We start from the raw sequence: 19,795 nt of genomic DNA on the forward strand, positions 1-19,795 counted from the left end.
TGGCTGATATTATAGACGGCTAACAAATTTCCCTTTCGGGAACTCCCATACTCCTGCTTATTCAAGCTTGAGTATCTAACTTAAATAAACGGATAAATTTAATGCGTACCAGTAATTATCTTCTTTCTACTCTGAAGGAGACTCCAAACGACGCAGAAGTAGTGAGCCACCAGCTCATGCTACGTGCAGGTATGATCCGTAAGCTGGCTTCAGGTTTATACACCTGGCTACCTACTGGTCTACGTGTACTGCGTAAAGTCGAAAACATCGTTCGTCAAGAAATCGACAATGCAGGCGCAGTCGAAACTTTGATGCCCGTTGTTCAGCCGTTTGAACTATGGGAAGAGACAGGCCGCAGCGAAAAGATGGGCCCTGAGCTACTTCGCTTTACTGACCGTCATGTTCGTCCGTTTGTACTTAGCCCAACCGCTGAAGAAGTGATCACTAGCCTTGTTCGCAATGAAGTGAGCTCTTACAAACAGCTTCCGCTAAACCTGTACCAAATCCAAACTAAATTCCGTGACGAACGACGCCCACGTTTTGGCGTAATGCGTTCACGTGAATTCTCAATGATGGATGCGTACAGCTTTGACATTGATAAAGACGGACTACAAAAGTCATACGACGCAATGCATGATGCTTACTGTAAAGCATTCGATCGCATGGGTCTGGATTACCGTCCTGTACTTGCAGATAGCGGTGCTATCGGTGGTAGCGGCTCTCAAGAGTTCCACGTACTGGCTGAAAGCGGCGAAGATATCATCGCATTTTCTAGCGAGTCAGATTACGCGGCAAACATTGAAAAAGCAGAAGCACTAGCTCCAGCCTCTGAGGCTGCGGCACCAACACAAGAAATGACGTTGGTTGATACGCCAAACGCGAAAACAATCGCTGAATTGGTTGAGCAGTTCGAACTACCAATTGAAAAAACAGTGAAAACACTGTTTGTGAAAGCATCTGACGAAGTTGATGCGCCAATCATCGCGCTTATTATTCGTGGTGATCATGAACTGAACGAAGTGAAAGCAGAAAACCTTCCTCAGGTTGCAGCTCCACTGGAAATGGCACCTGAAGAAGAAATTCGTGCGCTTATCGGTGCAGGCCCAGGGTCACTTGGCCCTGTTGGCCTTAAACTGCCGTTCATTGTTGACCGCAGCGTTGCGGTAATGAGCGACTTCGGTGCGGGCGCGAACATCGATGGCAAACACTACTTCGGTATTAACTGGGGTCGTGATGTAGAGCTTGGCCAAGTTGAAGACCTACGTAACGTTGTGGAAGGTGACCCAAGCCCATGTGGCAAGGGCATTATCCAGCTTAAGCGTGGTATCGAAGTTGGCCATATCTTCCAACTAGGTAACGCTTACTCCGCAGCGATGAACTGTGGTGTACTGGGTCCTGATGGTAAGAACGTCATCCTAGAAATGGGTTGTTACGGTATCGGTATCACTCGCGTAGTAGCGGCTGCTATTGAACAAAACCACGACAAATACGGCATCATCTGGCCAGATGCAATCGCACCATTCCAGGTAGCGATCGTTCCAATGAACATGCACAAGTCAGAAGAAGTGAAAGAAGCCGCTGAGAAATTGTACGCTGAGCTAACAGCAATGGGCATCGAAGTGCTATTTGACGACCGTAAAGAACGCCCAGGCGTAATGTTCTCTGACATGGAGCTTATTGGTGTACCGCATACCATTATTATCGGTGACCGCTCAATGAAAGAAGGCAACTTCGAATACAAGAACCGTGCTACTGGTGAGAAAACAGCAGTCGCAATGACTGACATTGTTGAGCACGTAAAAGCTCAACTAAAGTAAGCACTAGACGAGTTCGCATTTGAAGTAGTTTCAAATAGTTAAAAAGGGTTGGCTTCGGTCAGCCCTTTTTATTACAGCTCAACATCCTCCCTCCACCTTTTTCGAACTATTCACTTTGTTAATCTTTGGTTCAGCTTCTTGCTATTAAACTGATTTCATCATCTAAAGGAGGTCAGTTATGGATTTAAAAAGTCTTCTAAACCAAGCACTCAAATCAGACTTACTTAAGCAAGGTGCAGATGCATTGGGCAAACAAACCAACAACATCAAATCCTCATCAAATTCAAGTAGTCTAAAAACGCTAGGAGCAGGTGCTGTAGGCGGAGGCCTCATCGGTATGCTGATGGGCTCAAAGAAAAGTAAAAAAATGACTAAAAAAATAGGGTCAAACGCATTAAAAGTCGGTGGCGCAGCTGCGCTTGGAGCCTTGGCCTACAAAGTGTATAACGACTGGCAAGCCAAGCAATCCGGTCAAGGTGTTCAAGAAACCTTTGACCCCGATGACAGTAAACACAGTGTCTTAATTTTAAAAGCAATGATTGGATCTGCAAAAGCTGATGGTCACGTTGATGAAGAGGAAATGGCGCGCATTGAACAAGCTCTCGCGGATATGGGCGCAGATGAGCACGTTCGTCACCTCGTTCAGCAAGAGTTAAACAAACCGCTTGATCCTGCTGAAATTGCTAATCAGGCGACCTCTCCTCAACAAGCGTCAGAAATTTACCTAGCGTCTTTGATCGTCGCTGATGAACAAAACTTTATGGAAAAAGCGTATCTGCAAGAACTAGCAAAACAACTTCAACTTTCACCAGAAGTCACTCAGCAGTTAGAAGCACAAATGCAGTGATTAAATCTCGCTCAAGCAAACCTTCAACTTGAGCCAAAACAACTCTGTACTTTGAGTTTCAAATCCGCTGTGTGTATATTGAGATAAGTTATCATTTAGTGGAAAGAAAACATGCAAGTATACGGCTGTTGTGAACTGGTTCGTGAGCTTTATGCTCAGATTGGTAGTGGCGATCAAGCTTATATTCCCCAAGCAATTTCATGTGCAGTTAAAGCACTGAACGATGTTGCAGCGGATGAATCGCTACCAAAAGAAGTGCGTGAAAAAGCGGCATTTGCTGCGGCAAACCTACTGATTTCAGATTTTGAGGATAAGTCATGAATCTAACGAACTTTGAATCCATGGACCCTGTCATGCTGATGAGCATTGTGAATATGAAGCTACGCGATGACTTCGGAGGTGATCTGGACAAACTGGTGGCTTTCTTCGATATCGAGCGCACAGCACTGGAGACAAAACTGGCTTCTGCTGGTTTTGACTTTCTTCCAGAAGCAGGACAATTCCGTTAATCAACACCATTCTTGGCGGATAACCGAAACGAGAATAACCAATATCAAAAAGGGCTTGATGAGTTACCATCAAGCCCTTTTCTTTTATTCGATAGGCGTCCCGGTTAGCCAAATGAAGCCCAGATGACTGTCGCCACAAGAATTGGACATACAAACTTCACATACGCAGGCCATAACTTACCAAACCAACCTTGCGTAAACTCCGGGCAACCTTGCTCAAGCTCTTTGATTTTTGAGTTGCGATTCCATACCCAACCACCAAATAAGCAGAATAAGAGCGCAGCGGTTGGTTGTAGATACTGAGTAGCAACCGTCGCGACCATACCAAACAGAGCGCCAAAGTTATAAACAATCACCACACTGAACAAGGCAATGAGACCACCTAAAACCCAGCTCGTTGCGCTGCGCTTAGTATTGAAGCGCTCACTCACTAAAGCCACTGGACACTCTAACATTGAAATGGAGGACGTTAGCGCCGCAATCGTCAGCAATAAGAAGAACACAATAGAGAACAATTGACCAAGCAAACCTAAGCTATCAAACATCAATGGCAATACGGTAAATACCAACGTATCAGAGCTTAATAGAGAGCCATCTTCTGCATAGATCTGAACGCCTTTTTGCATTGCCACAAACATCGCTGGCATCACCACTAATCCTGCAATGAAAGCAACGGCAGTATCTACCATGGTCACGTTCATCGCCATCTTTGGTAGGTTCTCTTTCTTACTCAAGTAAGAGCCATAAATCAGCATTGAACAGCCACCGATCGTAAGCGAGAAGAAGCCCTGCCCCATTGCAGCAAGAATCAACTTGCGGTCCCATACCTTTTCAAAATCCGGCACTAGGTAATGTTTCAGACCTTCCATCGCACCGTTTTGCGTCATGATGTAAGCAAATAGCAGAGCAAACAAAACAAACAATGCTGGCATCAAACGTGTGGACCACTTCTCAATACCTTGTTTTACGCCACCTTGTACGATGAGAATCGTCAGTACATAAAAAGTAATGGTTCCGAACAAGTTACGTTCAACACTAAAGCCCTTTAGCCATTGAGTTGCAGCTTCTAACCCCATTAGATCTGTGATTGCACCCAGTAAAAAGCAGATCAACCAACCACCAACAATTGAATAAAACGCTAAGACAGCGCTTGGTACGCTTAAACCAATCCAACCCACAATGCCGCCGAGCTTTTTACCGGCAGGGTTATCTGTGATTGCACGCATACTGTCTACAGGGTTGGCTTGACCATGGCGACCAATCGCCATTTCAACCACCAGCATCGGAAATGCGACGATAAGAATCATCACCAAATAAACTAACAGGAAAGCACCGCCACCATTACTGGCTGCTTGAGTTGGGAAGCCCCAAATATTGCCAAGGCCAACTGCGGCACCTGCGGCAGCTAAGATGAACCCGAGACGAGAGCCAAAATGCTCGCGAGGCTGAGAAGAGGTTTGCTGTGTCATACTACTCACACAAAAATATCATTGAACTAGCTAACTAGTACACTATAGCAATATTCACTATTCAACAAGAGCACCTCGGTTAAATCCTCGACAGTTGAAACAATTTGTAGTCATTCAGCTTGTAAATTTTAACGTACATCTCATATTCATCGCTCAAAAGCCTCGCGACTGTTGTTCGTTTTACGTGGCTGAATTTTACCAATCCTTCTGCCGTGAAGTGAGCCGAAAAATAATGAGCTCTGGTGTAAGGGACGAACTGTTCCTCGTGATACTGTGTCGAAAAGCAGAATATTGTGCTTCGCTTTTTCCCCCTAATGTCTATTTATCAGCTAGTTATTACTCTGTTCTCATTTATACCCATGATTCAAGGAGAGGAAAATGAAGGTCACCCTACTTCACGGAGCGATGGTTGTAGCACTCAGCGCCAGCTACCAAGCTCAAGCCTATAACTGTCAAAGTTTACCCGACTGGGACAGCACTGCGACTTATACATCGGGCGCTTTAGTAAAAACGCAAGGAGCCGCTTATGAGGCTGCATATTGGACGCAAGGCAATGATCCCGTGACCAACTCAGGATCTTGGGAAGCATGGAAAGCGTTAGGGCAATGTGATGGTGGAAGCAACAATTTATCACCAACGGTGTCGTTCTCCTCTCCAATAAACAACGCACAAATTCCCGAAGGCAGTGCGATCACTTTGTTAGCCAACGCAACTGACGAAGATGGCCAAATCACACAAATTGAGTTTGTTGCAGGCAACCAAACCGTTGCTGTGGTAACTCAAGCACCATTCGAAGCTTCTTGGACAGCTATTGAAGGGATCTCGCAATTGACCGCAATTGCGACAGATAATGAGGGAGCTGTTAGCACCACGACGATTTCTATCCAAGTTCAACCACAAGTCGAATTACCGCCACCAAGCATTTCATTGACAAGCCCAGTAGGCACAGAAGTGCTTAATGTAGGCGATAACCTAACCGTAGCCGCTCAAGCTGACGATATTGATGGTGTGGTCACACAAGTTGAGTTCTTCGTAAACAATCAATCTGTCGCCATTGATACTAGCGCACCTTACGAATATCAATGGACCGCTAGTCCAGGTACATACTCGTTCAAAGCACAAGCGACTGATGATACAAACCTCGCAACGATGAGCCAAGAAGTAGCGCTGGTTATTAGTAATTCAGAAACCGGAACGGGCGGATGTGCAGATGCAGTACCTTATGTGGCAGGCACAAGTTATCAAGCTGGCGACCTGATTTCTCACTTCAACCAAAAATATCGTTGTGATGTTGCTGGTTGGTGCTCCTCGGATGCGACATGGGCTTACGAGCCTGGTGAAGGGCTATACTGGCAAGATGCTTGGAGTGGCCTAGGTGCTTGTTCGACACCACCGCAAGTTACCATTACGGCACCAACGGATGGACAAGTCGTGCTCGCTGGCAGCAATAACGAAATCACGGCAAACGCAAGCGATGCTGATGGCACAGTCACGCAAGTTGAGTTTTTTGCGAACAACACCAGCTTAGGGGTCACCACTCAAGCGCCATATTCCGTTACTTGGAACGCCACACTTATTGGCGCTAACCAGCTTAAAGCCGTCGCAACCGATAATGATAACAACACGTCAGAGTCCCTGGTTGGTGTGGAAGTCAGCGATAAAGATTTGGTCGTCTCTCTGACTTCACCAAGCAGCGGTCAAACCGTCGGATTAGGCAAAAGTCTCGCATTAAGCGCCGATGCAACGTCTTTAACTTCAGGCATTAAACACGTTGATTTCATGATCAACGGCTCTATTGTTGCAACCGATACCACAGCACCTTACACAGCCAACTGGACACCAACTGCACTTGGTAACTTTACAGTTAGCGCCCAAGCTGTGGATTTGTCAGGAAGCAATGCACTGTCTGACGCCGCAGCAATAACGGTGGTTGAGCAAGTAGAGAAACGCCATAAACTCATCGGTTACTGGCACAATTTTGTAAATGGTGCGGGCTGTCCAATTCGTCTAGCAGATATGGCAGATGCTTGGGATGTGATTGATATTGCCTTTGCTGAAAATGATCGCAACAGTGATGGCACTGTGCACTTTAATCTATATTCAGGCGATATTTACAGCGATTGTCCAGCACTCGATCCAACACAATTCAAGCAGGACATGGCAGCGCTTCAAGCTAAAGGTAAGAAGTTTGTTCTCTCTCTTGGCGGCGCAGAAGGCACGATTACGCTGAATACCGACCAAGATGAAGCCAACTTTGTCTCTAGCCTAACAGGTCTTATCGCTGAGTGGGGCTTTGATGGTCTAGATGTGGATTTAGAGAGTGGTTCTAACTTAGTTCATGGCTCGCAAATTCAAGCTCGCCTTGGTCGTGCTTTGCTTCAAATAGAGCAAAACATGGGTGGAGATATGTACCTAACCATGGCGCCTGAGCACCCTTATGTTCAAGGCGGCTATGTGGCTTACAGCGGTATTTGGGGAGCTTACATTCCTGTGATAAACGAGACACGCAGCACGCTCGACTTGCTTCACGTCCAGTTATATAACAACGGCGGTTTGCCAAACCCATACCTGCCAGGCAGTGCACCAGAAGGCTCTGTGGATATGATGGTAGCGCAATCTAAAATGCTTATCGAAGGTTTTGAGTTGGCCGACGGCACTCAATTTGCACCATTGCGCGATGATCAAGTCGCAATCGGTTTACCTTCAGGTCCTAGCTCGGCAAATTCAGGGCAGGCTCCAACACAGAATATTATCAACGCACTAGATTGTTTAACCAAAGGCACTTCATGTGGCACCGTTAAACCAGCGTACCATTACCCGAATTATGCAGGAGTAATGACATGGTCTATCAACTGGGATCAGCATGATGGCTTTAACTTCTCAAAACCTGTCGGCGATAAACTCACCGAGATGAATGCGCAATAAGCTATCAAAGAATAAGCGAGTAAAACGCAAAGAGAGCACAATAGTGCTCTCTTTCTTTATCTCATCGAGTTTTTGCTTTTTAATGAGTAATTAAATCGTAAATACTCGGTAATCTTTTAGCTCAGGGATTTTCTTCAACAGATCGTTTTCTTGCCCTGCCATGTCATCCAGCGAATCGCACAAGTCTTCTGCTTGTTGTTCTACCTCTTTCGAATGCTCGGCTAAACGCTCTTCTACTTTCGCGCTGAGTTCAGCCATACTCTCTGATAATGCAGTGAGGTTTATCCCTCCCTCTTCCTTCATTTTTTTCGATAAAGCATCCAACGAACTGGCTAAAAACTCTTTATTGAAGATCTCTTGTGCTTTTGCAAAGTCTTCAGTCCACCCTTGTGTCATAGACTCAAAACTCTCCGCAGGCAGGATGAAATCACCATCTTTGTAGTAACGTGATTCAACATCAGCGAAAAAGTCCTTTACTGCGACTTTTACATTATCAAACGCACCAGGTGCATCGAGGCTTTCCGCAACATCATCAATAATATCATTCGCAAGCGCTAAACCATCACTCGCCAATTGCTTTGCTTGTGGAATATACGCGTTCATTTTTTCGCGATAGTCTTCAATTGCCGCTTTTTGGTCGGCATTGAGTTCAATTAGCTCACCTTTGATGAAGAGGTTGTTATCCTCATCCACGACAGCTTTATCACCTGTCGTTTGGCGAATTTCCAAGCTTTGCCCATCCATACGGACTTCATTATTGATGTCCACACGACACTGCGCTGCATAACCAGTAGCACTGACCATCAGCAATGAGAGTGTAAAAAGCTTTTTCATGTCATTCTCTTTTATTTAACATTACTCGTGTTAAACATAACACTGAGTGATACATGAGATGTCAGCAAATCGTCACGACTTCGTAACAAGTTGTTTTATCTCCTATTTTCACGTCAACCTCATCACCCTCTTCTTTCCCGAACAACGCTCGACCCAGAGGAGATTTGGCTGTTAAGACAAAGACTTCCAGAGTCTGATATTGAACAGTCAAACCACCAGAGCAAGGGCCTACAAAGAAGTGCTTTTCGATCAAATTCTCATCTGCGAGAACAACGTAAGCACCAACACCAACAGGCGCATTCTTAAAGTTACGAGTCACTAAAGAACGATATTGACGCAACTCCTCTTCACTATCTTGAATTCGCATGGCTTGTCCATGAGCAAGATACGCGGCTTCAAGTGCCAATGTATCGTACTTGTGCTCGGGAACAGTTTCTTCATCTGTGGCGGCATCGATAGCTCGCTGAGCCGATGAATGGGCAACTTGAAGTTTTTCTTCCAGATGTTGGATGATAATTTGGACTAAGTCAGCTTTGTTCATACTTTTAGGACGCGCGTTTAGTATTCGGGGTGTGTTAATGTAGCCAAGTTTACCATCAAAGAAAGGTTTCCCTATTATGCAAAGTGACTCGCTGCATCAAACACTTCAATCTGTATTTGGTTTTGACTCATTACGCCAAGGTCAGCAACCCGTTATTGAAGCCGTTATGAATGGTTACTCTGCTGCGGCAATCTTTCCTACAGGCTCGGGGAAGTCACTCTGTTATCAACTACCTGCAACCATATTACCCAACCTTACGTTGGTGATCTCTCCGTTGTTGGCGTTAATGAAGGATCAACTGAGCTTTTTACAAAGTAAAGGAATCGCGGCCGCTTCTATCGATAGCAGTCAAAGTAGAGAAGAAGCACAACAGGTCATGGCTGGCGTGAAGAATGGACAAATCAAAATCTTGATGATTTCTGTTGAGCGACTAAAAAATGAGCGTTTTCGTGAATTCATTCGCCAAGTACCGATTTCTTTGATGGTCATTGATGAAGCGCACTGTATTTCCGAATGGGGGCATAACTTTCGTCCAGATTATCTCAAACTACCGCAATATCAACGTGAACTGAACATCCCACAGTCTTTACTTCTCACCGCAACGGCAACGCCTGCAGTTATTGAAGACATGCAAAAAAAGTTCGATATTTCCAGTGAACATATTACCGTTACAGGCTTCTACCGCTCTAATCTGGATATCTCGGTGATCCCGTGTGAGGCAACAAAGAAACAAGAACAGCTCAGTGAGATCATCGCCTCTTCACCTAAGCTTCCGACCATCGTATACGTGACGCAGCAGCAAACAGCAGAACGAGTAGCAAAGTCATTAATCCATATTGGCATTAACGCTCACGCATACCACGCTGGCATGAAAAGCGACGTTCGTGAACAAATCCAACAGCAGTTCATGGATGGCCAAATTGACTGTATTGTTGCAACGATTGCATTTGGTATGGGGGTCGATAAATCTGATATTCGACGCGTCATTCACTTCGACTTACCCAAATCAATCGAGAACTACGCACAAGAGATTGGACGTGCAGGCAGGGACGGGCAACGCTCGGAGTGCATTCTGCTAGGCAATACGTCCGGCCTAACGGTGTTGGAGAATTTTGTCTATGGTGACACACCAGAATTTACGTCAATTAACTATGTAGTCGAGCAAGCGAAAGAACATGCTCCACAATGGGAGGTAGTGCCACTGCGTTTGTCGCGTGAAAGTAATATCCGCCAATTGCCACTCAAAACCTTGTTGGTTTATTTGGAGCTACATAATGTCATTGAAGCAAAGTACAGTTACTTTGCGGAATATCGGTTTAAGTTTTTGCACGATCAGCAATTTATTGTGAATCAATTTCAAGGCGAGCGACGTCAATTTGTGGAGGCTATTTTTTCCTGCTCACAAAAAGCCAAAGTGTGGTGCCAAGTTGATCTAGAAGCGCTATGGATGAACTATCAATCGGAACGCAGCCGAGTTGTCGCAGCGCTCGACTATTTTCACCAGAACGGCTGGATAGAACTAGAGAGCAAACAACTGACGGACGTGTACTCAGTTATGCCAACCAAACAGAGCTCGGATGTTTTAATCCAACAACTGTATGAACTGTTCCAATCCAAAGAAAGCAAAGATATCGAAAGAATCCACACCATGCTGCACTTGTTCCAGTCCGAGCACTGTTTGAGCTCACAATTGGCGAACTACTTTGCGGATCACGATGCACCAAAGCAATGTGGTCACTGCTCCGTGTGTCGTGGTCACGTCGCCACATTCACAGCACCAGAACCTGAAGATATTGAACAATCTCAAGTATCGATATGGGCGCGGGAGTTTATTCAGCTTTCCCCATCGGCCATCAGTAATGATGCCGTTGCTCGCTTCTTGTGCGGAATCAGCACTCCTTTGATTAGCCAGCTAAAAGCCTCAAAGCTAGCAGGTTATGGTGCAATGGCAAATGTAAGTTTTGAGCAGGTATTAACGCAGGTAGAAACGGTAAGGGCCTAAAAAAAGCTCAATTGACGCGCTTGGTCTTCGGGCTTGAGCATCACGTTCAAGCCTAAAAGGCGAATTTCCCGTCCATTTTGGCGTTTAAGAATATCTCTTAGCAAGATCTTGAAGTCCTCAAGCTCTAATTGCGGATGGATGTGCTCAATTGTTGTCAGTTGAAAGTCGGCAAATTTGACTTTAATACCTTGTTTAATAATCGACTTATCTGGGCTTGCACGCTCTAAACGTTTCTCGAGTTCAGGATAAAGTTTCTCCTCAATCACTTGCCAACATTCATCATAGGTTGCGATGTTCTGGCTGAATGTCCTTTCCACACCGACGGACTTTCTCTCGCGCTCAACAACGACTTCTCGATTATCAATTCCATGGCTTCGCTGCCATAAGGAGGCACCCTGACGACCAAACTGCCTCAACAACTCTCGATAGTCACTGTTTTTAATGTCCTCACATCGATAAAAACCGGCTTGGTGGAGCTTCTCAAGACTCACCTTCCCCACACCAGGAATGTTCTCTAGCGGAAGACTATCGATAACCTCTTGGACTTTCTCTGGCGGAATCACAAACTGACCGTTGGGCTTGTTCATGTCTGACGCGACCTTGGCAAGAAACTTTATCGGAGCAATGCCCGCCGATGCCGTCAACCCAAGTTCACTCCAGATATCGCGGCGAATTGACTCTGCGATCAACGTAGCGGAGCCACGGCAAGCTGTCGAGTCCGTGACATCGAGGTATGCTTCATCCAATGAGAGAGGTTCAATGATAGGCGTATAACGCTCAAAAATAGCACGAATCTGCTGAGAGACTTGCTTATATACATGCATTCTACCGGGCACAACCAACAAATGAGGACAGAGTTGCAGCGCGCGCGCCGTTGACATTGCACTGCGAACACCATATTTACGCGCATCATAATTACAGGTGCTAATCACTCCACGCTGCTTTTCATGTCCGCCAACAGCGAGTGCAATGCCACGGTAACTGGGGTTATCTCTCATCTCTACGGCAGCATAAAAACAATCCATATCGACATGAATAATTTTTCTAATTCGATCTGACATAGCCATCAAAGCACTGTTCAAAAAAACAGTATAAATCAAATCTACCTGAAGAGAAATGGGCGTGTTTAAGCGAACGTCAATCTCGAAGCATTACGTCCAATTGATCGACTAATTCGGCCCAATCTGCATCTTCTTCGATGGCTTGTTTTAGAAAGTTCGCCTGTGACATCGTCCAAAAGCTAGCTTCATGTAAAGGCGCAGAATCTCTTTTGTGTCGATGTTGATTAATAAAATCTTTCATTTCTTGAGGAGAGCTACCGAGGCCCAGTTGTTGAAATAGCTCAGCCATACCATGTTGATGCATTTCCATACTACTTTCTCCCTACGTTAGCTAAACATAATTATATAACTAAGACAGGAATAATGATGTGATGTTAACGGATGCGTGTCAAACATTTGAGTAGTTGTTCTACTTTTGGTTGACATGTGTTTTTTGATGGCGATAAGTTTAATTTTAGTTATCATTGATTTTAAACAATTAATTTTGGGGACTGCGCTTGAGTAATAAGATTCTGGTTGTTGAAGATAGTCGTGCATTTAAAAACTTTCTTTGCCAAACAATAAGCCAAGCTGGTTATGAGGTCATCGCAGCGGAAAGCTACGCGGAGGCAAAGAACTTGTTATCTTCAGCACAGGACCTCTTCTGTGCGGTTTTAGACTATTGTTTACCGGATGCTCAAGATGGCGAGATTATTGACCTCGTTTTGGAACATGGTCATCGTGTCATTGTTTTAACGGCTCGATTTCAAGAAGACACTCGCGAAAAGATGCTTGCAAAAGGTGTCCTCGACTATATTTTGAAAGACAGCATGGCGTCCGTTTCCTATCTATTACCACTCCTCAAGCGACTAACCAACAATCAACAACACAAATGTTTAGTCGTTGATGATTCACACACCGTAAGAAGACACATTGCCCAACTTTTGGAGCATCAATATATTCAGACGTTGGAAGCTGACAATGGGCAAAAAGCCCTAGAGCTTGTCGAGCAAAATCCAGATATCACTCTCGTTTTAACCGACCATGATATGCCCGTTAAAGATGGCATTACTATGGTGCGTGAATTACGTCGGAAGTGGGATAAAAATCAATTAGCCATTCTCGGCTTGTCGGGTAGTAACTCTAAGACTATGACGGCTAGGTTTCTAAAAGCAGGGGCCAATGACTTTTTATACAAGCCATTTAATCAAGAAGAATTTTTTTGCCGTATTCACCAACTGTTAGATATCAAAGACGCAACATCTGAACTGTTTAAAATGGCAAATCAAGATGCGCTAACGGGCTTATGGAACCGCCGCTTTCTGTTTGAGCAACCCCATGTAGAAAACGCTCAAAGAAACATCGCGATGCTTGATATCGATTTCTTTAAGCAAGTAAATGATACACACGGACATGAGGGCGGCGATGCAGTGTTAGTCATGATAGCGAATATTCTAAAAATCTATTTTCCAAATGATATTGTCGCTAGGCTTGGTGGCGAGGAGTTTTGTATTCAAGCCAGTGGCGACTATGACGGCTTTCTAACACGCTTAGAACAAATGAGACAGCGCATAGAAAAAACGCCAATAACTTATTTGGACAAAAACATTCTTGTGACCGCGAGTATTGGTGTAAGCAACATCGAGGGGGAGCTGGAACAACAAATAAAAGTGGCGGATGAGCGACTTTACATGGCCAAAGAGAACGGACGTAACCAAATCATTTCTTCGTCCTAATGACTATCGGTGTGGTCTTGCTCTGTAACATGAGAGAAAGAAACAACAAAACACGGTATTGGGCTCTTTCTCGGACATCTGAGCTTTGGTTAGCTGCCTAAAAATAAAGCTCAGCAGAACGCTGAGCTTTATCACTTTCTTAGTACGATTAACCAATACTAAGCAATTCTATCTTTTTCCCACGCCGCCAATTTCTCAGCACGCGCAGCCTCGCGCGCTTCACGTTTTTTACGCGCATCGCAGGGTTCTGGACAATTACACACTTTTTCGATGCCAACTGCCCCTAAGCCACCACAGCTACCTTTCACGACTTTCTTTTGGAAAATGTATCCGACAGCCATTGCAGTGATTACCGCGACAAACACAGCAAAGGTAATTAGAAATGTATTCATAAAAACATGCTCACTTCTGTTGTTATTTCTTCATGAATGGCTTGTATGCTTCCGAAGCCAACTCTTTAAAACCATCTTCCGTTTTCACAATCATGAAAACAGGAATATTATTTTCGTTCGCAATTGCCATGCCTTTGTCTTCACCTAGCACCATAAGACCAGTTGCAAGACCATCAGCAGTCATCGACGATTTATCTAATACCGTTACAGACACCACTTTATGATGAATTGGTTTGCCTGTTCGTGGATTAATAATATGAGAGTATCTCACACCATTACTCTCAAAGTAATTACGATAGTCACCACTTGTTGCAATTGCCATGTCGCCTGGTTCAATAATTTCTTGAATTGAACGTTCATCAACGGTCGGTTTTTCAATTGCGATACGCCAAGGCACACCTTCACGATTGACACCTTTGAGACGCATTTCACCGCCAACTTCGACCATAAAGTTCTGTACCCCTTCAGATTGAAGGTAGTCAGCAACCACGTCAACCCCCCAACCTTTCGCAATCGTCGATAGGTCGACGTACAAGTTAGGAAGGTCTTTGGACAGTGTATTACCATCAACAGATAGGTGGTGAATACCGGTATTTGCTTTGCGAGCAGCGAGTTCTTCATCGGTTGGAACTACATCTGGACGAGCTTCTGGACCAAACCCCCACAGGTTAACTAGAGGGCCGACCGTCACATCCAATGCACCTAAAGTAAGACCGTTAAGGCGAATTGCTTCTTTCACTACCGTTGCAGTTTGTGTCGAAACTGTAAATGGCTCGCTCGTTTGATGCTGATTAAAACGACTTAACTCTGAGTCGTCACGATAGGTCGACATTTGGTCATTAACCTCTTCCAATAAGCGATCAATTTCTGTCTGCATCGCTTTTGGCGTTGGAATACCATCTTGCTCGATATACTTGATGTTGTAAGAAGTCCCCATGGTAGGGCCACTTAAATGAATTTGATCGGCTGGCTGCTCACAGCCAGCCAAAATCAATAGAGAAGCAAATGCAACAAGCCACTTTTTCACTTGTTAACTCCCAATGTTGTTGAATTGATATGGGAAATAGGATCAATCCTTTCAATCCGATTACCTATATCAACTGTTGAGTATCAGTTTTATGTCTATAAAAAATAATGGCTAGCTCTCTTGGAGAGCTAGCCATAGATTCAATCACTTGGAGGAATTAACCACCGAAGTCATCTAGTAGGATGTTTTCATCCTCTACACCTAGATCTTTTAGCATGCCGATTACAGCAGCGTTCATCATAGGTGGACCACACATGTAGTATTCACAGTCTTCTGGCGCTTCGTGATCACGTAGGTAGTTCTCGTAAAGAACGTTGTGAATAAAGCCAGTGTAACCATCCCAGTTATCTTCTGGAAGTGGATCAGACAGTGCACAGTGCCATACGAAGTTGTCATTCTCAGCTTGTAGCATATCGAAGTCTTCTACGTAGAACATTTCACGCTTAGAACGTGCGCCGTACCAGAAAGACATCTTACGCTTAGAGTGCAGACGCTTAAGTTGGTCGAAGATGTGTGAGCGCATTGGAGCCATACCAGCACCACCACCAACGAATACCATTTCTGCATCTGTATCTTTCGCAAAGAACTCACCAAATGGACCAGAAATAGTACACTTGTCGCCTTCTTTTAGAGACCAGATGTACGAAGACATGATGCCTGGTGGTACGTCTGGGTTGTTCGGCGGCGGAGTTGCGATACGAACGTTAAGCATGATGATACCGTGCTCTTCTGGGTAGTTAGCCATAGAGTATGCACGAATGGTCTCTTCATTAACTTTAGACTCGTAACGGAAAAGGTTGAACTTCTCCCAGTCTTCACGGTATTCCTCAGGAATATCGTAGTCTGCGTATTTCACGTGGTGAGCAGGAGCTTCAATCTGGATGTAACCACCAGCACGGAAAGGTACTGATTCGCCATCTGGAATTTGTAGCTTAAGCTCTTTGATGAATGTCGCTTTGTTATCGTTAGAGATAACAGTACATTCCCACTTCTTAACGCCGAAGATTTCTTCAGGAAGCTCGATATCCATGTCAGTTTTCATTGCAACCTGACACGCTAGACGCTCACCTTCACGCGCTTCACCTTTAGTAATATGGTCAAGCTCGGTTGGTAGGATGTCGCCACCACCTGATTTAACTTTTACGCGACACTGACCACATGAGCCACCGCCACCACAAGCAGAAGATACGAATACGCCAGCACCTGCTAGAGCACTCAGTAGCTTACCACCTGGTTGTGTAACGATCGCCAGAGAAGGGTCATCGTTCACAGAAATTGTAATGTCACCTGTTGGTACAAGCTTAGACTTAGCGAAAAGAATCACTAGTACTAGTGCAAGTACGATCAGAGTAAACATCACTACACCAAGAATAATGTCCATTGACTATTCCTTAATTGTTGCGGTTTACCCGACTTACAGTTGAACACCAGAGAAAGACATAAAGCCTAACGCCATAAGACCTACAGTGATAAATGTGATACCAAGACCACGTAGACCTGGAGGTACGTCAGAGTACTTCATCTTCTCACGGATACCTGCAAGAGCAACGATTGCTAGCATCCAGCCCACACCAGAGCCGAAACCGTAAACGATCGATTCAGCAAAGTTGTAGTCACGTTGTACCATGAAAGATACACCACCGAAGATTGCACAGTTTACTGTGATCAGCGGTAGGAAGATGCCTAGCGCGTTGTACAAAGGTGGGAAGAAACGGTCTAGGACCATCTCTAGAATCTGTACAAGTGCTGCAATTACACCGATAAAGGTGATGAAGTTTAGGAAGCTAAGGTCCACGCCCTCAACTAACGCGTTCTCTCTCAGAACTAGGTTGTATACCAGGTTGTTCACAGGAACAGCGATAGTCAGAACTACCACAACTGCAACACCTAGGCCGAAAGAGGTCTTAACCTTCTTAGATACGGCAAGGAAAGTACACATACCTAGGAAGAAAGACAGAGCCATGTTTTCGATGAAAATCGATTTAACTAACAGACTAATGTAATGTTCCATGACGTCCTTACTCCTTCGCTTCTACTTGTTCTGGTTTCAGAATACGGATTACCCAGATAAGGAAGCCGATTAGGAAGAATGCTGATGGTGCTAGTAGCATTAGGCCGTTAGGCTGGTACCAACCACCGTTGCTCACTAGAGGTAGAACTTCTAGACCAAATAGTTTGCCTGAGCCAAATAGCTCACGGAAGAAACCTACAGTGATAAGAACGAAGCCGTAACCTAGACCGTTACCAATACCGTCAATAAGAGATGGTACTGGCGCAGACTTCATTGCGAATGCTTCAGCACGACCCATTACGATACAGTTAGTGATAATCAGACCAACGAATACAGATAGCTGTTTAGAGATATCGTATAGGTAAGCTTTTAGCACTTGGTCTACCACGATTACTAACGATGCGATGATTGCCATCTGAACGATGATACGCACACTGTTAGGAATGTGGTTACGGATCAATGAAACAGAGAAGTTAGACAACGCAGTTACAAATGTTACCGCTAGTGTCATTACAAAAGCTGTTTCTAGTTTAGTTGTTACTGCAAGAGCAGAACATACACCAAGAACTTGTAGCGCGATTGGGTTGTTATCCAATACTGGCGCTAGAATGCTCTTTTTAACGTTTTGTGCACTAGACATTAGTTAAGTTCTCCGTCACGAACTTTTGCTAGGAAAGGACCAAAGCCCATATCACCTAACCAGAAGTCAAATGTGTGTTGAACACCATTACTAGTGAGCGTCGCTCCTGATAGGCCATCAACACCGTGCTCAGAACCTTGCGGTGCGCCGCCTTTCACGACCTTAATCGCTGGCTGGTGATCTTCATTGTACAATTTCTTGCCAATGAATTGATCGCGCCATGAAGGGTTCTCTACTTCACCACCAAGTCCAGGAGTTTCACCTTGCTCGTAGTAAGTAATAGCAGACACAGTGTTACCATCAGTTTCAACGGCTACAAAGGCATACATCATCGACCATAGTCCTTTACCGTGCATAGGCAGGATAACTTTTTGGACTTCATCTTGATCTTTTACAAGGTACACCACTGCTGTATTCGCGCGACGACGGATATCAGCTACGTCTTCTTCTGGTGTCAATGCGATTGAACGTTCTGCATCTTTTGATGCTTCACGTTGATCGTACGTAGATGCATTACCCTCAGTAAAGTTACCTGTTTCAAGGTCTACTAGACGAGGTTCGATGTACTCAGCAAATAGCTCTGGTACTTTCTTACCGTTTGCGTCAATGCCTGCAACTTCAACGATCTTTGATTGCTTATCTAGGACAGCGTTAGCTTTTTGCTTATCACGCAGACCTACTGCTGCTGTTGATACGATGATTGAACAAACAAGGCTCAACCCGATAACAACACCCAGCGTCTTTTTAATGCTGTCGTTATTACTTGCCATAGCGTGCTAGTCTCCGCTTGATGTTCTTCTCAATCACTACATGGTCGAACAGAGGTGCGAATAGGTTCGCGAATAGAATCGCCAGCATCATACCTTCTGGATACGCTGGGTTAACTACACGGATCATCACACACATTGCACCAATTAGGATGCCGTACCACCATTTACCTTTGCTAGTAAATGACGCTGATACTGGGTCCGTTGCCATGAAGAACATACCGAATGCAAAACCACCTAGAACTAGGTGCCAATGCCATGGCATATTAAACATTGGATTAGTGTCAGAACCGATCACGTTAAACAGAGTCGATACTGCGATCATACCGATCATTACACCCGCAATGATGCGCCATGAAGCTATTCGCATGTAAACGATCATCGCTGCACCGATCATTAGAGCTAGAGTCGATACTTCACCAATAGAGCCAGGGATGTTACCGATGAACGCGTCCATCCAAGTGATAGGAGCGCCAGTTACTGTGTTAACTAGAGCACCGTTACCACCTTGAGCCCATTGGCTAAGAGCAGTAGCACCAGAGAAGCCGTCAGCTGCAGTCCATACTACGTCACCCGAAATTTGCGCTGGGTAAGCGAAGAATAGAAATGCACGACCTGCAAGTGCAGGGTTAAGGAAGTTACGACCTGTACCACCGAAGATCTCTTTTGCTACAACAACACCAAATGTGATACCTAGCGCCGCTTGCCATAGAGGTAGCGTTGGTGGAACGATAAGTGCGAATAAGATAGAAGTTACAAAGAAACCTTCGTTAACTTCGTGCTTACGCACCATACAGAACAACACTTCCCAGAAACCACCAACAATAAATACTGTTGCGTAGATTGGCAGGAAGTAAGTCGCACCTAGTAGCATCTTACTGCCAACACCCGCTTCCGCACCGATAGTGCCGCCAAGCATTTCTGTTAGCCAGTAGTGCCAGTTACCTGCGATAACTGTCGCTAGTTGGTCACCAGCGTACATGTGGTTAAGTGCTGCAATAGCTTGGCCACCTGCGTTGTACATACCCCAGAACATTGCTGGGAACACCGCAAACCAAACCATGATCATGATACGTTTTAGGTCAACGCTATCACGAACGTGCGAGCTTTTATTTGTTACGATACCTGGCGTGTAAAAAACTGTTGCTACAGCTTCGTACAGGGCAAACCATTTTTCGTGTTTGCCACCAGGCTCAAAATGATGCTCGATGTCTTCAAGAAACTTTTTAAGAGCCATG

19 protein-coding genes are annotated in these 19,795 nt (G+C 44.9%); 7 read left to right on the plus strand and 12 right to left on the minus strand.

The genetic code is table 11. The features are described from left to right. Positions 1–101: 101 nt before the first annotated feature. From MTF70_RS02065 to MTF70_RS02080, 4 genes are all read left to right on the plus strand, one after another. Positions 102–1,817: a proline--tRNA ligase gene (locus tag MTF70_RS02065; protein WP_042521401.1), complete on the plus strand. Its 1,716-nt coding sequence runs from the start codon at positions 102–104 to the stop codon at positions 1,815–1,817. 178 nt (positions 1,818–1,995) lie between these two features. Further along, the gene (locus tag MTF70_RS02070) at positions 1,996–2,664 is read left to right on the plus strand and encodes a tellurite resistance TerB family protein (protein ID WP_042521399.1); all 669 of its coding nucleotides are present in this window, start codon (positions 1,996–1,998) and stop codon (positions 2,662–2,664) included. Between the two features lie 111 nt (positions 2,665–2,775). Then, positions 2,776–2,985 (plus strand): YaeP family protein, encoded by a 210-nt coding sequence (locus MTF70_RS02075; protein ID WP_033905529.1) that lies wholly within the window; start codon positions 2,776–2,778, stop codon positions 2,983–2,985. Continuing rightward, complete coding sequence (locus tag MTF70_RS02080; RefSeq protein WP_033905530.1) at positions 2,982–3,173, plus strand: DUF4250 domain-containing protein; 192 nt, start codon at positions 2,982–2,984, stop codon at positions 3,171–3,173. Before MTF70_RS02075 ends, MTF70_RS02080 begins: the two co-directional genes overlap by 4 nt. 104 nt (positions 3,174–3,277) lie before the next feature. On the opposite strand, the gene MTF70_RS02085 is transcribed toward MTF70_RS02080, so the two are convergent. Further along, positions 3,278–4,642, minus strand: a complete 1,365-nt coding sequence (locus MTF70_RS02085; RefSeq protein WP_005391763.1) for a sodium-dependent transporter — start codon at positions 4,640–4,642, stop codon at positions 3,278–3,280. 378 nt (positions 4,643–5,020) lie between these two features. Between MTF70_RS02085 and MTF70_RS02090 the strand changes: the two genes are divergently transcribed. Then, complete coding sequence (locus tag MTF70_RS02090; protein ID WP_053304077.1) at positions 5,021–7,567, plus strand: Ig-like domain-containing protein; 2,547 nt, start codon at positions 5,021–5,023, stop codon at positions 7,565–7,567. A gap of 90 nt (positions 7,568–7,657) precedes the next feature. On the opposite strand, the gene MTF70_RS02095 is transcribed toward MTF70_RS02090, so the two are convergent. Next, positions 7,658–8,401: a YggN family protein gene (locus MTF70_RS02095; protein ID WP_005380283.1), complete on the minus strand. Its 744-nt coding sequence runs from the start codon at positions 8,399–8,401 to the stop codon at positions 7,658–7,660. A gap of 61 nt (positions 8,402–8,462) precedes the next feature. Beyond that, positions 8,463–8,942 (minus strand): GreA/GreB family elongation factor, encoded by a 480-nt coding sequence (locus tag MTF70_RS02100; protein WP_005380280.1) that lies wholly within the window; start codon positions 8,940–8,942, stop codon positions 8,463–8,465. A gap of 76 nt (positions 8,943–9,018) precedes the next feature. On the opposite strand from MTF70_RS02100, the gene MTF70_RS02105 reads away from it, so the two are divergent. Beyond that, complete coding sequence (locus MTF70_RS02105; RefSeq protein ID WP_205461147.1) at positions 9,019–10,944, plus strand: RecQ family ATP-dependent DNA helicase; 1,926 nt, start codon at positions 9,019–9,021, stop codon at positions 10,942–10,944. On the opposite strand, the gene dinB is transcribed toward MTF70_RS02105, so the two are convergent. Beyond that, positions 10,941–11,969 carry a DNA polymerase IV gene (gene dinB / locus MTF70_RS02110; RefSeq protein WP_230238387.1) on the minus strand — a complete coding sequence of 343 codons (1,029 nt, stop codon included), beginning with the start codon at positions 11,967–11,969 and terminating at the stop codon, positions 10,941–10,943. The genes MTF70_RS02105 and dinB overlap by 4 nt on opposite strands. A gap of 112 nt (positions 11,970–12,081) precedes the next feature. Beyond that, positions 12,082–12,315 carry a DUF2789 domain-containing protein gene (locus tag MTF70_RS02115; RefSeq protein ID WP_005380277.1) on the minus strand — a complete coding sequence of 78 codons (234 nt, stop codon included), beginning with the start codon at positions 12,313–12,315 and terminating at the stop codon, positions 12,082–12,084. Between the two features lie 187 nt (positions 12,316–12,502). Here MTF70_RS02115 and MTF70_RS02120 point away from each other — a divergent pair, with 187 nt between their 5' ends. Continuing rightward, positions 12,503–13,720, plus strand: a complete 1,218-nt coding sequence (locus MTF70_RS02120) for a response regulator (RefSeq protein WP_005380276.1) — start codon at positions 12,503–12,505, stop codon at positions 13,718–13,720. Positions 13,721–13,878: 158 nt separating this feature from the next. Here MTF70_RS02120 and nqrM read toward each other — a convergent pair whose 3' ends face one another. The 7 genes from nqrM to MTF70_RS02155 form a co-directional block, all read right to left on the minus strand. Then, positions 13,879–14,112 carry a (Na+)-NQR maturation NqrM gene (nqrM, locus tag MTF70_RS02125; RefSeq protein WP_005380273.1) on the minus strand — a complete coding sequence of 78 codons (234 nt, stop codon included), beginning with the start codon at positions 14,110–14,112 and terminating at the stop codon, positions 13,879–13,881. Positions 14,113–14,134: 22 nt separating this feature from the next. Then, positions 14,135–15,139, minus strand: a complete 1,005-nt coding sequence (locus MTF70_RS02130) for an FAD:protein FMN transferase (protein WP_005380272.1) — start codon at positions 15,137–15,139, stop codon at positions 14,135–14,137. A 157-nt stretch (positions 15,140–15,296) separates the two neighbouring features. Beyond that, positions 15,297–16,520, minus strand: a complete 1,224-nt coding sequence (nqrF, locus tag MTF70_RS02135; RefSeq protein WP_005380271.1) for an NADH:ubiquinone reductase (Na(+)-transporting) subunit F — start codon at positions 16,518–16,520, stop codon at positions 15,297–15,299. A 33-nt stretch (positions 16,521–16,553) separates the two neighbouring features. Continuing rightward, a complete protein-coding gene (gene nqrE, locus MTF70_RS02140) occupies positions 16,554–17,150 on the minus strand; it encodes an NADH:ubiquinone reductase (Na(+)-transporting) subunit E (RefSeq protein WP_005380270.1) in 597 nt (198 codons plus the stop codon). Between the two features lie 7 nt (positions 17,151–17,157). Continuing rightward, positions 17,158–17,790: an NADH:ubiquinone reductase (Na(+)-transporting) subunit D gene (locus MTF70_RS02145; RefSeq protein ID WP_005380269.1), complete on the minus strand. Its 633-nt coding sequence runs from the start codon at positions 17,788–17,790 to the stop codon at positions 17,158–17,160. Continuing rightward, a complete protein-coding gene (locus MTF70_RS02150) occupies positions 17,790–18,560 on the minus strand; it encodes a Na(+)-translocating NADH-quinone reductase subunit C (protein WP_005380267.1) in 771 nt (256 codons plus the stop codon). Before MTF70_RS02150 ends, MTF70_RS02145 begins: the two co-directional genes overlap by 1 nt. Further along, positions 18,550–19,794: an NADH:ubiquinone reductase (Na(+)-transporting) subunit B gene (locus MTF70_RS02155; protein ID WP_005380265.1), complete on the minus strand. Its 1,245-nt coding sequence runs from the start codon at positions 19,792–19,794 to the stop codon at positions 18,550–18,552. Before MTF70_RS02155 ends, MTF70_RS02150 begins: the two co-directional genes overlap by 11 nt. Between the last annotated feature and the right edge of the window lies 1 nt (position 19,795).

The organism is Vibrio sp. 2CM40D (assembly GCF_023161825.1).
GTDB classification, from domain to species: domain Bacteria; phylum Pseudomonadota; class Gammaproteobacteria; order Enterobacterales; family Vibrionaceae; genus Vibrio; species Vibrio alginolyticus.

What these genes read in the sequence shown, in the direction of transcription:
- nqrE (WP_005380270.1), bottom strand. Translation starts at nt 17,150, where the DNA reads ATGGAACATTACATTAGTCTGTTAGTTAAATCGATTTTCATCGAAAAC.
- dinB (WP_230238387.1), bottom strand. Translation starts at nt 11,969, where the DNA reads ATGGATTGTTTTTATGCTGCCGTAGAGATGAGAGATAACCCCAGTTAC.
- nqrF (WP_005380271.1), bottom strand. Translation starts at nt 16,520, where the DNA reads ATGGACATTATTCTTGGTGTAGTGATGTTTACTCTGATCGTACTTGCA.
- MTF70_RS02150 (WP_005380267.1), bottom strand. Translation starts at nt 18,560, where the DNA reads ATGGCAAGTAATAACGACAGCATTAAAAAGACGCTGGGTGTTGTTATC.
- MTF70_RS02155 (WP_005380265.1), bottom strand. Translation starts at nt 19,794, where the DNA reads ATGGCTCTTAAAAAGTTTCTTGAAGACATCGAGCATCATTTTGAGCCT.
- MTF70_RS02145 (WP_005380269.1), bottom strand. Translation starts at nt 17,790, where the DNA reads ATGTCTAGTGCACAAAACGTTAAAAAGAGCATTCTAGCGCCAGTATTG.
- MTF70_RS02080 (WP_033905530.1), top strand. Translation starts at nt 2,982, where the DNA reads ATGAATCTAACGAACTTTGAATCCATGGACCCTGTCATGCTGATGAGC.
- MTF70_RS02090 (WP_053304077.1), top strand. Translation starts at nt 5,021, where the DNA reads ATGAAGGTCACCCTACTTCACGGAGCGATGGTTGTAGCACTCAGCGCC.
- MTF70_RS02075 (WP_033905529.1), top strand. Translation starts at nt 2,776, where the DNA reads ATGCAAGTATACGGCTGTTGTGAACTGGTTCGTGAGCTTTATGCTCAG.
- MTF70_RS02095 (WP_005380283.1), bottom strand. Translation starts at nt 8,401, where the DNA reads ATGAAAAAGCTTTTTACACTCTCATTGCTGATGGTCAGTGCTACTGGT.
- nqrM (WP_005380273.1), bottom strand. Translation starts at nt 14,112, where the DNA reads ATGAATACATTTCTAATTACCTTTGCTGTGTTTGTCGCGGTAATCACT.
- MTF70_RS02065 (WP_042521401.1), top strand. Translation starts at nt 102, where the DNA reads ATGCGTACCAGTAATTATCTTCTTTCTACTCTGAAGGAGACTCCAAAC.
- MTF70_RS02100 (WP_005380280.1), bottom strand. Translation starts at nt 8,942, where the DNA reads ATGAACAAAGCTGACTTAGTCCAAATTATCATCCAACATCTGGAAGAA.
- MTF70_RS02115 (WP_005380277.1), bottom strand. Translation starts at nt 12,315, where the DNA reads ATGGAAATGCATCAACATGGTATGGCTGAGCTATTTCAACAACTGGGC.
- MTF70_RS02085 (WP_005391763.1), bottom strand. Translation starts at nt 4,642, where the DNA reads ATGACACAGCAAACCTCTTCTCAGCCTCGCGAGCATTTTGGCTCTCGT.
- MTF70_RS02105 (WP_205461147.1), top strand. Translation starts at nt 9,019, where the DNA reads ATGCAAAGTGACTCGCTGCATCAAACACTTCAATCTGTATTTGGTTTT.
- MTF70_RS02070 (WP_042521399.1), top strand. Translation starts at nt 1,996, where the DNA reads ATGGATTTAAAAAGTCTTCTAAACCAAGCACTCAAATCAGACTTACTT.